The 13,499-nt window shown below is 29.7% G+C and carries 17 protein-coding genes and 1 pseudogene; 2 read left to right on the top strand and 16 right to left on the bottom strand.

The features are described 5' to 3' along the window. Positions 1-104: 104 nt before the first annotated feature. From AC0L4B_RS02130 to AC0L4B_RS02205, 16 genes and pseudogenes are all read right to left on the bottom strand, one after another. Positions 105-593 carry a CAP domain-containing protein gene (locus AC0L4B_RS02130; protein ID WP_473438349.1) on the bottom strand — a complete coding sequence of 163 codons (489 nt, stop codon included), beginning with the start codon at positions 591-593 and terminating at the stop codon, positions 105-107. 211 nt (positions 594-804) lie between these two features. Beyond that, entirely contained in the window at positions 805-1,515 is a 711-nt protein-coding gene (locus AC0L4B_RS02135; protein WP_473438350.1) for a LytR/AlgR family response regulator transcription factor, read from the bottom strand. Positions 1,516-1,524: 9 nt separating this feature from the next. Beyond that, positions 1,525-1,842 carry an Hpt domain-containing protein gene (locus tag AC0L4B_RS02140; RefSeq protein WP_473438351.1) on the bottom strand — a complete coding sequence of 106 codons (318 nt, stop codon included), beginning with the start codon at positions 1,840-1,842 and terminating at the stop codon, positions 1,525-1,527. A 4-nt stretch (positions 1,843-1,846) separates the two neighbouring features. Further along, the gene (locus tag AC0L4B_RS02145; protein WP_473438352.1) at positions 1,847-2,893 is read right to left on the bottom strand and encodes a sensor histidine kinase; all 1,047 of its coding nucleotides are present in this window, start codon (positions 2,891-2,893) and stop codon (positions 1,847-1,849) included. Continuing rightward, positions 2,893-4,026: an FIST signal transduction protein gene (locus AC0L4B_RS02150; RefSeq protein ID WP_473438353.1), complete on the bottom strand. Its 1,134-nt coding sequence runs from the start codon at positions 4,024-4,026 to the stop codon at positions 2,893-2,895. The genes AC0L4B_RS02145 and AC0L4B_RS02150 overlap by 1 nt, the downstream gene beginning before the upstream one ends. 3 nt (positions 4,027-4,029) lie before the next feature. Beyond that, positions 4,030-5,640, bottom strand: coding sequence for a sensor histidine kinase (locus AC0L4B_RS02155; RefSeq protein WP_473438354.1), 1,611 nt, complete (start codon positions 5,638-5,640; stop codon positions 4,030-4,032). Beyond that, entirely contained in the window at positions 5,621-6,160 is a 540-nt protein-coding gene (locus tag AC0L4B_RS02160; RefSeq protein WP_473438355.1) for a heme NO-binding domain-containing protein, read from the bottom strand. Before AC0L4B_RS02160 ends, AC0L4B_RS02155 begins: the two co-directional genes overlap by 20 nt. Positions 6,161-6,162: 2 nt before the next feature. After that, the gene (locus AC0L4B_RS02165; RefSeq protein WP_473439377.1) at positions 6,163-6,558 is read right to left on the bottom strand and encodes a response regulator; all 396 of its coding nucleotides are present in this window, start codon (positions 6,556-6,558) and stop codon (positions 6,163-6,165) included. Between the two features lie 150 nt (positions 6,559-6,708). Next, positions 6,709-6,981, bottom strand: coding sequence for a hypothetical protein (locus AC0L4B_RS02170; protein ID WP_473438356.1), 273 nt, complete (start codon positions 6,979-6,981; stop codon positions 6,709-6,711). A 112-nt stretch (positions 6,982-7,093) separates the two neighbouring features. Continuing rightward, positions 7,094-7,462 carry an MmcQ/YjbR family DNA-binding protein gene (locus AC0L4B_RS02175; RefSeq protein ID WP_473438357.1) on the bottom strand — a complete coding sequence of 123 codons (369 nt, stop codon included), beginning with the start codon at positions 7,460-7,462 and terminating at the stop codon, positions 7,094-7,096. Continuing rightward, positions 7,453-7,773, bottom strand: coding sequence for a DUF4230 domain-containing protein (locus tag AC0L4B_RS02180; RefSeq protein ID WP_473439378.1), 321 nt, complete (start codon positions 7,771-7,773; stop codon positions 7,453-7,455). The genes AC0L4B_RS02175 and AC0L4B_RS02180 overlap by 10 nt, the downstream gene beginning before the upstream one ends. 2 nt (positions 7,774-7,775) lie before the next feature. After that, positions 7,776-8,093: a DUF4230 domain-containing protein gene (locus tag AC0L4B_RS02185; protein ID WP_473439379.1), complete on the bottom strand. Its 318-nt coding sequence runs from the start codon at positions 8,091-8,093 to the stop codon at positions 7,776-7,778. After that, positions 8,090-8,839, bottom strand: coding sequence for a cyclase family protein (locus AC0L4B_RS02190; RefSeq protein ID WP_473438358.1), 750 nt, complete (start codon positions 8,837-8,839; stop codon positions 8,090-8,092). Before AC0L4B_RS02190 ends, AC0L4B_RS02185 begins: the two co-directional genes overlap by 4 nt. Positions 8,840-8,920: 81 nt before the next feature. Then, on the bottom strand, positions 8,921-10,096 hold the full coding sequence (gene hemW / locus AC0L4B_RS02195; RefSeq protein WP_473438359.1) for a radical SAM family heme chaperone HemW: 1,176 nt from the start codon (positions 10,094-10,096) through the stop codon (positions 8,921-8,923). 34 nt (positions 10,097-10,130) lie between these two features. Further along, positions 10,131-10,684: pseudogene (gene ruvC, locus AC0L4B_RS02200) on the bottom strand (crossover junction endodeoxyribonuclease RuvC). After that, positions 10,685-11,314: a cell envelope biogenesis protein OmpA gene (locus AC0L4B_RS02205; protein ID WP_473438360.1), complete on the bottom strand. Its 630-nt coding sequence runs from the start codon at positions 11,312-11,314 to the stop codon at positions 10,685-10,687. Positions 11,315-11,363: 49 nt separating this feature from the next. Between AC0L4B_RS02205 and AC0L4B_RS02210 the strand changes: the two genes are divergently transcribed. Continuing rightward, complete coding sequence (locus AC0L4B_RS02210; RefSeq protein ID WP_473438361.1) at positions 11,364-12,326, top strand: lysylphosphatidylglycerol synthase domain-containing protein; 963 nt, start codon at positions 11,364-11,366, stop codon at positions 12,324-12,326. Continuing rightward, on the top strand, positions 12,326-13,456 hold the full coding sequence (locus AC0L4B_RS02215; RefSeq protein WP_473438362.1) for a glycosyltransferase: 1,131 nt from the start codon (positions 12,326-12,328) through the stop codon (positions 13,454-13,456). Before AC0L4B_RS02210 ends, AC0L4B_RS02215 begins: the two co-directional genes overlap by 1 nt. The last annotated feature ends 43 nt before the right edge of the window (positions 13,457-13,499 follow it).

The following is a 13,499-nucleotide window of genomic DNA, read 5'->3' on the forward strand; positions in this document are numbered from 1 at the left end:
ACACTACAAATTTAGGTTAGATATTAGCTTTTTTTAATGTTTTTCGATTAGTGCTTTGCTAGTGTAGACGAATGGTAAGTATCTGTAGACAAGCTATTTTAATATTATATTTTCACAAAAATATTAGTAAAATAACGCTTACCAGAATTGTCTTTTTTAGAAGCTATACCTAAATCTGTTAGACTAGGATTTTCTATATTTTGCCTATGACCTTCACTATTTAACCACGCGTTTACCAATGCTTCTGCATTAGTAAATCCATAGGCTACGTTTTCTGTCACAGCCTTGGCATTGACATGATCTTTTAAATGTTGTAATCTGCTGAAAAAATTGTCATGGCTGGCTTCTCCTTGATCAACCATATATTGGTTGTGTGATATTGCTACAGCTGATGCGTTGTCTAATATTTTTAAACTATTTAATCCTAAAGAAATTCTGTGTGCATTAAGCAACTCTACAACTTCATAATCTAGAGTTGAATAGGTTACATTTATGTTTTTAGTGTATAATTCTTCTGTTTGGTCTTCACCTTGAGAGGAACAAGACATTAAAAATGTGCTACATACTAACACGACTACTAATAATTTTCTCATCTTAATTGGATTAATTTGATGGTAAAATTAAATGTAATGTCTTATGGAATTAACGATTTTCGATTAGCGCATTTTTAAGTGTCGACGAATGACATAAATAAACAGTTAAACGATTTTTAATACAGTTAATCTGATATTTTGTTAAATTTTAAGAGTAAACTGGTTAGTTATGCTGAAAGAAAATCGTAAAAAAATACTTAAAAACAGTGTTTTACAAAAGATTTAATCGCTTCATTAATTCTGGTCTGTTAGAGCGACTAACTGGAACTACGTCTTTTTTAATAAGGACACTATTATCTTCAATATCAATAATTTTTTTGACATTAATAACATACGATCTGTGTACTTTCAAGAATAAATCATCTGGTAGTTTTTCTACTATCTTTTTTAATGTAGAATGTACAGTATAATTCTTGTCTTCGGTTTTAACTTGAATATAATCACCTTTAGCCTCTACTAAATAAATACTTGGTATATCTATTTTTATTAAACGTCTGTCTATGTTTACGTACAAATCGTTTCCTGAAGTAGACTCTACTTTTTCTGCATTAGTAGTGCTTTTTTGAGTACTTTGTTTTGCTTCTGCCTTAACAATAGCTTTATCAAAACGTGCTTGAGTTATTGGTTTTACAAGATAGTCTACAATACAATCGTACTCAAAAGCTTGGATTGCAAAATTAGGATCTGAGGTCGTCAATATTATTTTGGGAGGATTTTTAAGTGTTTCGATAAAATCAAAACCTGTAAAATCTGGCATATGAATATCTAAAAATATCAAATCAACTTCATTTTGATTTAAGTATTTTATGGCTTGCATTGCATTAGGAAAGTCTTCTAAAACATTTAAACTTGGCACATTTGAGCATAATTGAGAAATTATTATTCTAGCTGTTGCTTCGTCATCAATTACAATACAATTCATATATAATATTTAGAGGGTCTCTAGATATGATGTTATCGTGTTAAGTATTGATTCAAATTCATTTTTATAATCAAATTTACTTTCTAGCAAACTATTCTCATAATTTACAGCCACTTCATATCCTTTTTCAAGCCCTAAAATACTAATTTTATGCTTAAGTTTATGCACATTATCTGCTGCTAGTTTAAAATTTCGTGTATTATAGTTATCAAAATATTCTTTTTGCTCTTCCGGAAACTCTTTTTTAATTACATCTATTAACTGTTGTTTAAAAGAAGCATCTCCACCTGATAGGCTATCAATGTAGGTTTGGTTTGGTTGTTCCATGGTGTTATTTTTTTAATGTAAAATAAAATGTTGTTCCAATATTGACTCGCGATTCTAGCCATACTTTACCTCCATACAATTCGACAATTTTTTTAACTATAGACAAACCAATTCCTGAAGAATCTGGTGTGTTTTCGAGTTTATTAAAGGTTTTAAAGATCTTATCAAAATAAGTACTATCAATACCTTTTCCGTTATCTTTAATATAAAATTGCCAATATTGTTTTTGTTCTTCTACTCCAATTTTAATTATTCCTTTGTCTTTATCGTTATATTTAATAGCGTTACCAATTAGATTTTGAAATAGTTGTTGTAACCTATATTTATCACCTTTGACTATTGGTAAATTAAATTTTGTAACATTAATATGATTTGGTATCTGGATTATATCGAGAACATTATCCAATAGACTGTTTAAATCTACATCATAAACTTCAATCTGGTTTTTACCAATAGTTGAGTACTCTAAAATACCACTTATTAGTTTTTCCATTTTATCAACACTATCTCTTATTAGTTTAAGTGTTTTCTTTCCATTTTCATCAATAACAGATTGATAATCCTGGGTAAACCAAGTCGTTAAAGCATCAATACTACGTAGTGGCGATTTTAAATCATGAGAGACCATGTGTGCATAGTCACTTAACTCTTGATTTTGATAGGCTAATTCGTTTAATAATTCTTGTTTTTGTTTATTTATTTGAACAATTTCTTTGGTTTGATTGTCAATAAAATCCACCAAATTAGATCCTGTTAGCTCTACATTTTCTGTATTATCTTCTTCTGTTAAGTTATAAAATTTTAAAGTATCAATAACACTTTTAAGTTTTTGAATAACTTCTTTTTGCTCTTCAGCTTCGTTTTGTAGCTTACGATTGGCTGCATATAACTCGTCTGAGCTAATGGACATGGCTCTTTGAATCATAGTTGACTGCTCGTCAAAATTATTGTAAGAGCTATCTATTGCATTAAAAAACTGAGTTAATTGCTCATTATTTTTTAAATCTTCACTTAAATATTTTCGAATTTGTCTTTTTAATAGTGAATTCATTATTCACTAATTAACGTTATAGTCATCGTTTGATTATGAAGTTGACAAGCTACCTCTCCATGAAAAGGTGCAATTTCTCCGTAGGAATAAAAACCACTAATTACAGTGTCTTTACCTATTACTTCTATAACTTCTTCAATTTCTTCTTCTACTCGCTGATCTAACACCAATTTACGACCAATACAACTAACTAATAATGCTAATTCTGGTTTGTTTTGTCTATGTTCTAACGCTTGTTTTGCTGCTTGCTCTGAAGCATTTGCAATGTTATCTACATTAGTCATCATTAACTGTACTTTAGAGTTTTGTTTAATGTCACCTGCTAAGACCACAGCATTTTCAGCCTCGTCAATATTTAAAATAGACCTTACAATTGACTGGTTTTCGTCTTCAGACGTAACATTTAATGGATATAATAATGCTGCACCTGGTAAGTCTTTAGCTTTTTCACCTAAATAGGTTTTATATAAATCTAAAGCAGGCTGTCCATCTAATTCATATAAAATATTGTCTTTAGACTTTGTAACGGTACGCTCTGGACCAAAAGGCGTCCAGCCACCATGAATTGAGAATGATATCTCAAGTGTATCTCCATAAAACCCAATTGCAACTAGTTCTCCTTCTTTTGGATTTTCGTTATAAGAGGCCAATGTTTTTTCAAAACGCGCATCATCACCACATAATCCACCTGTAATAAGCAAATTATCTTCGGTAGATGCACTCATCCCTTTAGTTAATTGACTACCATTAATAAAACTTCCTTCAGAGACAACTAAAACATACTTTAAATTGTCTTGTGGCAATTGTTTTATTAGATCATTACCTGTTTTAAAACTATCTAAATTTGTATTTAAAACGTTACTGGTCTTGATTTGAAACGTACTTTTTTCAAACTCTATAGCGGTTACTGTAATACTATCTTCGTTTACAGTATTAGAAGAAATCTCTGCACAAGCAGATCCAAAAACAATGTGTCCATCCGGAAATTTAGCCTTAATATCTTCATAAATCGTATTATCTTCCAACAAATACCTATTACCAAACACTAAAACTAAAGGTGTTTTTAAATCTTGATTTTTAACAACGTATTGCCAATCTTTATTTTTATGTTTGACTAACTGTACTGTTTTCATGTCTTACTTTTTTAATGTAAAGTGAAAGGTTGTACCTACTTTTGGTTCGCTTTCTAACCAAATTTCTCCTTCATGTAAATCCACAATTTTTTTAACTATGGATAATCCTATTCCTGTGGAGTCTTTACTTTTATTTAATGAATGAAATATTTTGAAAATTTTGTCGTGAAACTTCTTTTCAATACCCATTCCATTATCCTGTATTGAAAACTCATAATGCGTTGGCAAATCCACTACATCTATTTGTATTAATCCTTCGGGTTTATCTATAAACTTAACTGCATTACTTATTAAGTTTTGAAACAATTGCTGTAATTTAGTTTTGTCTCCTTTAATTGTTGGCAAAGCGTTTAAAACATTTATATTAATGTGATCTGGTACATATAAAATTTGGCATAAATCCAACACCAAATCATTAATATTTACATCTGCTTGAGGAGATGTTTGTGCACCAACACTAGAATAATTAAGTACATCTGTAATTAATTGTTCCATTTTTTCAAGAGTCGTTTCAATAAGCGCAAAATTTTGAAGACTTACGTCATCTAACTTTCCTTGGTTATCTTCTTTTATCCAACTGACCAATGCGTTTATGCTTCGTAATGGAGACTTTAAATCGTGTGATACGATGTGTGCATACTCTTGTAATTCGTCATTACTTTTTTCTAACTTAGTTAGTAATTTTTCTTTTTGAATTTGAAGTGTTTTAAAATCTGTAATATCTAATGTCACAGCAATAGATCCTGTATGCTTACCTTCTATATCATAATTTGGTGCACCACTAACTAACCAATGCCTATTATCTCCTGATTTAGTTTGGACATTAATTTCATAAGAATTTGACTCGCCTTTAACACGTTTTCTTTTTTCTTCTTCTATTAATTCTTTTCCTTCATTATCTAAAGTAAAAACATCAGTTGCTGTAAAACCTATAATTTCGTCTTGATTATATCCTGACATATCAGAAAAACTCTGATTTATCATTATAATATTACCTTTTAAATCTATTTCAACAAGCCCTAAATTCATGTTAGCAATAATATTGCTATACTTTAGTCTTTCGGCTTCTAAACTTTTTTTGTACTTATTTTGAATAGTTACATCTCTAACAATACCTTGGACAGCAACAGCTACATCATTATCATAAATCAAACTAGAGTTAATGTGGACTAACTTTTGTTGTTTATCTCTGGTGGTAATATTGACATGAAAATCTGTTGAAGATCCTTGTTTAAGCATCCCTTTAAACCAAGATTGTACTTTATCTTTTTCTGTAAGATTAAGCATTTCTAAAAGATTAAAATCCTCATTAGCATCTTCAAACCCCAAAAGCGCTACTGCAGAATCATTCATTTTTAGAATGTTTCCCCATAAATCTGTTATGACGTAGGCATCAACGATGTTTTCAAAAACACCTTGCAATTGTGAGTCTACTTGTGTTAATGAAGTTTCTAAATGAAAGTTGGTTTCTTTTAATTTTTGATTAGTTTCAAAAAGTTCTCTTGATTTTTCTTCAAGAATTTTCTCAGCTGCTTTTCTAGCAGCCTTTTCTCTTTTAAAGCGCGTTGTAATATCTCTACTTGGTTTTGACTCATTAGTTTTTGTGAATAACAAATCTTACTTCAGTTCCGTCTTCTTTAATTTTTTCTAATTCTATGTTTGCTGTTGCATTAAAATGCTCGAACGTTTTGTTCATTAATCCTAAACCAAAATGATGCATTGCACGACTAGATTTATAGATAACAGTTAAATCGTTTTCAGATTTGTTCTCTACTACAAAAGTTGGTAACTCTGCATCTGGATAAATTTTTCTAACCTCAACATGAATATGATTTTCAATAGACGAAATCATTTCTATTGGGTCATTATAAGTTGCTAGTAAACCCGGATAACTTTCTTCTATAACACCAAAAAAATGCTCAGCATATACTAACAATAAATCATCAATAGAGATACCTGTATTAGCACTAAGGTGTTGTAAGAGTTGTAACATTTCAGAAAAACTGTATGTCCCAACAGCTGTGTATGCTCCTCCAGATTCTAGATCTGAACTTGATATAATATTATCAACCATTTCTAGTCCAAACTTATCTTCGACTAGTTCTAAAAATTCTGTAAAAACAATTCCTTTCATAATTAAACCACAATTAATTCATTTACACTCCAATATGCTAATAATTTTTCAATTTTACTAACGTAATCTTCGTACTTTAATGGTTTTATAACATAACCAGCAACACCAATCTTATAGCATTCTAATAAGTCTTTTTGGTTGTTAGAGGTTGTTAATATGATTGTAGGAATATATTTTAATACATCGTCTTTTTTAAGAATACCTAAAAATTCAATACCATTAATTTTTGGCATGTTTAGGTCTAGTAATATAATGTCTGGTAAATTGTCTTTATTTTCTAATAACTGAAGTGCTTCTTCACCGTTATTAGCTTCAATAATTTCGTGATCTAATTGTAAAGCTGAAGTCGTTCTGTTTAACTTCATTTTTTCAATCATATCATCTTCTATCAGGAGAATTTTGAGTTTTTTTGCATTATGAGGGTATGTTGACTATTAATTTAGACCAAATCTAATATAATAAGTGAGTAATTTTAATTAATATTCGTTTAGACCGATTTTAAACAAGGTGAATGACGTTTAAGTGTCGACGAATGGAAAATAAGGGTATCATTCTTTAAAATATTGTATAGATTTTATAGTATTTGATTTTGCTTGGTGTTTAATTTTACTTAACTCAATTAAAAAATTTAAAGAACATTTATTTAACTCTTTCTTACTCAGGTGCATTTCTAAAAATGAAATAAACTCAAGTTGTTTTAGACTAGACTTTAATACTTTATTATTAGTCTTAAAAGTTGGTTTAGTCTTAACTTGTTTTATAGACTGTTTCTTTTCTTTATTAAATGCACTTATAACTGTTTGTAAAAGAGGGAATTTCATGTGTTTGATATGTTTTAACACTTCAAAATTAATAAGATAGAGCCTGAACTATTAAACTTTTCTACAATTACACTTTTTGCTTCGGTTAATTGCACTTATCTGTCGATAAGCATTATTCTAAATTTATTTCTTTTTGCATCTTTCTAGTCATACCTCTAACTACCATGTCATAAGAATGGTCTATAAGCTTAGTAATTAGCGCTAAATCTAATTCAGATTGGTGTAAATAAATAGTATTCCAATGTTTTTTACTCATGTGCCAACCAGCTTCAATACTTTGATAGTCTTCACGAAGTTGTATAGCATATTCAGGATCGCATTTTAGGTTAATTGATGCTAATCCAGCTTCCCATTTTTTTAATGGTACTAATGCAAACATTTTACCTAATACTTTAAAAACTAAAGTGTCTTGATCAAACGGAAAATCTTCGGTAGATTTTGGTTTACTTAGACAGTATGCTCTGAGTTGTTCTATATCCATTTAAAAAATACAATTGTCTTATTTTTTAGTTTTAAATTGTCTTTAGAATTAATTTTTAAAGCCGAATAGTCTAAAGTCCACCCAATGGTTTGAACTATATTTTCAACAAGTAATAAAGACTCTAACGCTTCTTGTTTTGCCACATTATACAAACCACTTTCTGGTACTTTATCAATAATATGCTGTTTAGCTTCTTCGCTTAGATTGGTTAAATCTGTAGCTTCAAACTTATTAAAATAACCATCTTTTTTATCGTAATAATTTATATTGGTTTCGATTGATAATATTTCTGGTTGCGGAAAATGACTTATCGTTACAGTCTTTTTTTAGGGTTAGAGGTTAATTCAATTTTATTAAAATCATAACCAACATAAGCTTTGGCATTAATAACGACTAACGCTTTTTTCTTACTAGATACTAATTTTAAAAACCGTTCTTTAACGTCTTCATAATGATAGATTTCGGCAAAATCACCTTCTACAGTAATAAATTTACATACTTTTTTTATTTTGTCTAAAAGAATTATAGACTGTGCAGAGACCTTTTTTTGGACTGAAAATATCCATATAAAGTATAAGCACCCAAGGCTAAAATACCACCAACGACTAGTGTAAAAAATGTTTCCATCTATTGTTCTATTTTATATAAAATGGGTTTACTTGGTGTTGCATCGTTTTGTATAGGTGCAATCTGAAGGTTTAATATATACTTACCATCTTTAACTTTATTTGGTACATAAATAAACTCTGTTATGGTTGCATTTTTCCTGAGTTTACCATTAAAATCCCAAAATGCTTTGTGTGCTAACAACTTACCTTCGTCCTTTTCTTTATCTACACTTGGCAAATCTATAAGCAAATGCTTAACACCTATTTTTCGTATAAATGTTGCTGCATCCTCTGTTAAATAAGGCCAATTAGTATTAGAATATTGTCTTGATTTTTTCTCTTTTGTATTAGGCATCGTCCTTATTATTAAGGCTTGCGGTTTACGTTGTTTTAATAAATATTGAAGCTGAGCTTTTGATATCACTTGGTCTTCTCCTACTAATTCTGGTGCAACCGAAATAACTTCGGATAGAAAGAAAAATTGCTTTAAGCATTTATTTACACTATAAAATTGTTCTGTAATATGACCAACACACTCTGTATGTGTACCATGAGCATGTGGATTAAACTGGATGGTATTAAAGTTGATTGATGCACCTTCCTTTACACTTGCTGTCCAGTCATTAATTACTACAGGTTCTATTTTAGGCTCATCAATATACCATGCATTAGCATTGCTTTTGGATGCACGAAGTGGCATTGAAATATCTAAGGGTTGAGCTAAATTTACTGTATATTTTTTAGTATTTATGATTATTGTGGTTATCATTTAAGCGTCTTGTATTTTTTGTTTTTAGGTTGCTATAAGTTAAAAATAAAAACATATAAAACCAATGCTAAAAAGTTATAATTACCTTAATTTAAATAAATCCGAAGCAATTCCGTCGCTTAAAAACTTTCCTTTTTGTGTTGTTTTTAGACTATTATCCTCAATACATAGCATTTGATTATTTATGTACTGATTAGCTTGTTGCAACAAGTATTCCAAAAACGATTCTCCAAATTGTTTTTGGACTTCAGTTAACGAAACGCCCCAAATGGTACGCAAACCAGTCATAATAAACTCGTTATATTTATCATTTTTAGTTAAAGTTTCAATCTCTAACGGAAGCTGATCTTGGTTAATTTTTTTTATATAAATGGTGTTATTTTTAATATTCCAAGCACGTTGTGTACCATTAAAACTATGTGCAGAAGGTCCAATCCCTAAATAAGACTTACCTAACCAGTAAGCGCTATTATTTTTACTATAATATCCTTTTTTAGCAAAATTGGACAACTCATAATGTTCAAAACCTGCTTGATTTAGCTGGTCTATTAATATATGAAACTGTTCATGAGCTAGGTCATCGTCAACATTATCAATGATTCCTTTTTTAATAAAACTAGCCAACGCTGTTTTAGGCTCGACAGTTAAAGCGTAACTAGAAATGTGAGGAATACCAAAACTTAAAGCGGTTTGGATATTATCCATCCATTCTTGATTAGTACTGTTTGGAATACCATAAATTAAGTCCAAACTTATATTTTCAAAATATTGAGTTGCAGTTTCAAGACAACGCTTAGCTTCACTAGCATTGTGTGCACGATTCATTAGTTTTAAATCTTTTTCATGAAACGATTGTACACCAATACTAAGTCTATTAACACCTGTTTTTTTTAAGCCTTCAAATTTAGATTTATACAAAGACTGCACTTCTGCCGAACTTAAAGTATCAACATTATTGATAATTAAATCGTCAGGATTAGCCTCTAAAGTTATTTCTGGATGATCGGTGACTTTATAATTTAAATAAACACTATCTATTAAATATTGCAACTCATTTGTTGACAAAATACTTGGTGTACCTCCTCCAAAATATATGGTTTCAATTGTAGAATTTTTAAATTCGTCTTTACGTAATTCTAGTTCTTTTGCTAAAGCGAAAACCAATTGATCTTTCTTTTTTAATGACGTCGAAAAATGAAAATCACAATAATGACAAGCTTGTTTGCAAAACGGTATATGTATGTATATTCCTGACATATTATTCAGTTATTAACTGTAAAAACGATTATTACTACTTTTTTACTCGCTTTTCGTTCTGTTTAACAAAACTTGCCCAACCAGAGTAGCTTTTACCAATTTCTACACGACCTTGATTATAAAAATGACATACAGCTGCACCAAGTCCATCCATAGAATCTAGATTTTTTGGTAAGGTTTTTATACCCAACATCCCTTGAAGCATCTTTGCAACCTGCTCTTTACTTGCATTACCACTTCCTGTAATTGCCATTTTTATTTTTTTAGGTGCATACTCTGTAATTGGCACCTCACGACTTAATCCAGCTGCCATAGCAACGCCTTGTGCACGACCTAACTTGAGCATACTTTGTACATTTTTACCAAAAAATGGTGCTTCAATAGCAATTTCATCTGGATGATGCGTTTCAATCAACTCAATAGTACGTTCAAAAATAAGTTTCAGTTTTAGGTAATGGTCATCGTATTTTTTAAGTCCAATTCGTTTAACTGTATTAAACTCATTTTTTTGTTAACCACCTTTATTAGTCCAAAACCCATAATGGTTGTACCAGGATCAATACCTAAAATTATTTGTTCTTTGCTCATTTAGTTACAAGTATAACAACCACTTAAAGACACAGCAATACCAACACTTACGGTTAATAGGTTTCCGTTAAAGGAACCAAACCCTTCTGTAATTGGATCAAAATCTTTAGCAAAACCATAAATGTATGATGTATCTATAAAAGCTGAAACACTCCTACTTATTCCGTAATGAAATTCTAATCCAGCCATTCCGTTTAAAAACGTTGTTTTATTATCTCCATAGTTACCTAATGGTTTAATCATAGAATAACCTGGTCCAGCATGAAAGACAACTCCTGTATCAATAGGTAAAAAACTAAAAAAACGAGTCGCATCATAAACAAATTGTAAATTAACACGAGAGTAATTAGTTTTAAATTCTGGTGTATTATCTGCATTAGCAAAACGGTTGTATCCAAAATCTAATTTTGCTCCTATTTGAGGTGTAAACATACGTTGAAGTCCTAAATTTATAGAAGGAAAATTAATACTATTAGCTTCAAAAGGTGCAACCAAACCACTTTGAGATGGACTGTTAATACCTAAAGCCATTAAGGCTTTCCATTTACTAGTTTCAATTTGTGCACTTGATGTTGTTACTGCCAAAACAGTAATTACAATAATACAATAGTGTTTAATAGTAGATAACATTGTGTAATATTTAGTTTAATTTGCAAGCCTCAACTTTGCCCAACTAATAATGCCCTTTAGCTTGCCTTACAAAACTAAACAATTCTTTGTTGTACTTATTAAATTAAGTATAGTTGTTGGTGCTTTTTATTTTATTTATCATAAAATTACACATAACGACAACTTAGATTTTAATGGTTTTGTGCTTTTTTTGACACAAAACCGTTTATTTACAGTCAAAAATGGTCTAATACTACTTGGTTTATCGTTTTTAAATTGGTTTTTAGAAATCAAAAAATGGCAATTTTTAGTCTCAAATCTAAAAAAACTAAGCTTTTTGCAAGCTACAGCACAATGTTTAGGATCTTTAACAGCATCATTAATAACGCCAAATCGTATTGGAGAGTATGGTGCAAAAGCCATGTATTATAAAAAAGCACAACGCAAACAAATTGTGTTTACTAATTTAATTGGCAACCTAATGCAACTTAGCATTACTGTTTTATTGGGCAGTATTGGATTACTTCTATTTTATAAAAAACACACTCTATCACTTGATTATTTTAATATTTTTAAAGGCCTACTAATACTACTTACCTTAACAATTTTAGGTTATTTTATATTACAACAAACAAAGTATCGATTACAAAAAATTGATTTGATAAAGATTAAAAATAAATTAACCAATTTAGGCTTAAAGTATAGCCTCGTTGGCTTGACATTATCCTTATTACGATATTTAATATTCTCGTTTCAATTTTACTATATTTTAAAACTTTTTAATGTGAATTTAGAATACTTGCAAGCCATGACCATAATATCAAGTATGTATTTTCTAGCTTCAATAATACCAACAATTTCAGTTTTTGATGTTGTTATTAAAGGAAGCATTGCCTTATATTTATTTGGTTTAGTCAACGTAGCCCAATTACCCGTTTTAAGTTGTATTCTTTTAATGTGGATCTTAAATTTTGCAATACCAAGCCTTGTTGGTTGTTATTATGTTTTAAAATTCGATTTAATTAAAAACTAATGGTTGTTACATTTATAATTATAATATCCCTTTATCTATTATTAATAATCAGTCTTATTATTGGCTTTGACACCATAAAAACAGAAACTAATGCTAACCAAAAACCAAAAACCGCATTTACTGTTTTTATACCTTTTAGAAATGAAGCCCAAAATTTACCACACTTAATAAACTCCATATCACAATTACAATATCCAAAACACTTATTTGAAATTATTTTGGTAGATGACGACTCAAAAGACGCTTCTATCAACACCATTAACAACTGCTTTAATTTAAAAGATCATATTATTGATTTTAAAATATTAAAAAATCAACGCCTAACACAGTCACCAAAAAAAGATGCCATAACATGCGCTATCAAACAAGCAAAATACGATTGGATTATTACTACAGATGCGGACTGTATATTACCTAAATATTGGCTAACTAGTTTTGCAAGCTTTATCCAAAAGCATGACGTAAAGATGATTGCTGGACCTGTCACTTACCACTATAACCAATCGCTTTTACATACTTTTCAAGCATTAGATTTTATTAGTCTTATAGGAGCAACTATTGGAGGATTTGGTATAAAAAAACCATTTTTAAGTAATGGTGCAAATTTGGCTTATAAAAAAGATTTTTTTGAAACACTAAATGGTTTTAATGGAAACTCAAACATTGCTAGCGGAGACGATATTTTTTTAATGGAAAAAGCATTACAAAATAGCCCCAATACTGTTAAGTTTTTAAAAAACAAAAATGCTATTGTAATTACAAAACCTTTGGATAATTTAAAAGATTTAATTGAGCAACGTGTACGTTGGGCAAGTAAAACCACTAATTATAACAACACTTTTGCTAAACTAGTTGGTGTGTTGGTTTTATTTGCAAATGCCATTCTAATTATTGGTTTAGTGATAGCATTATTAAAGCAAATTAATTTTAAATCAGTTGGTTTGTTATTTATACTAAAAAACTGTGTAGACTTTATATTAATTTACAAAACCAGTCAATTTTTGAGCAATAAAAACATATTACATCATTTTTTATGGAGCAGTTTTATATATCCTTTTTTTAGCGTTTATATTGCTTTTACTTCTTTATTTACAACATACAAATGGAAAGGTCGAGCCTTTAAAAAATAGTGATTTACATTAAAAAATTCTACTTTAGCAGTAAATCAATCCA

The organism is Olleya sp. NP1-10 (assembly GCF_055804415.1).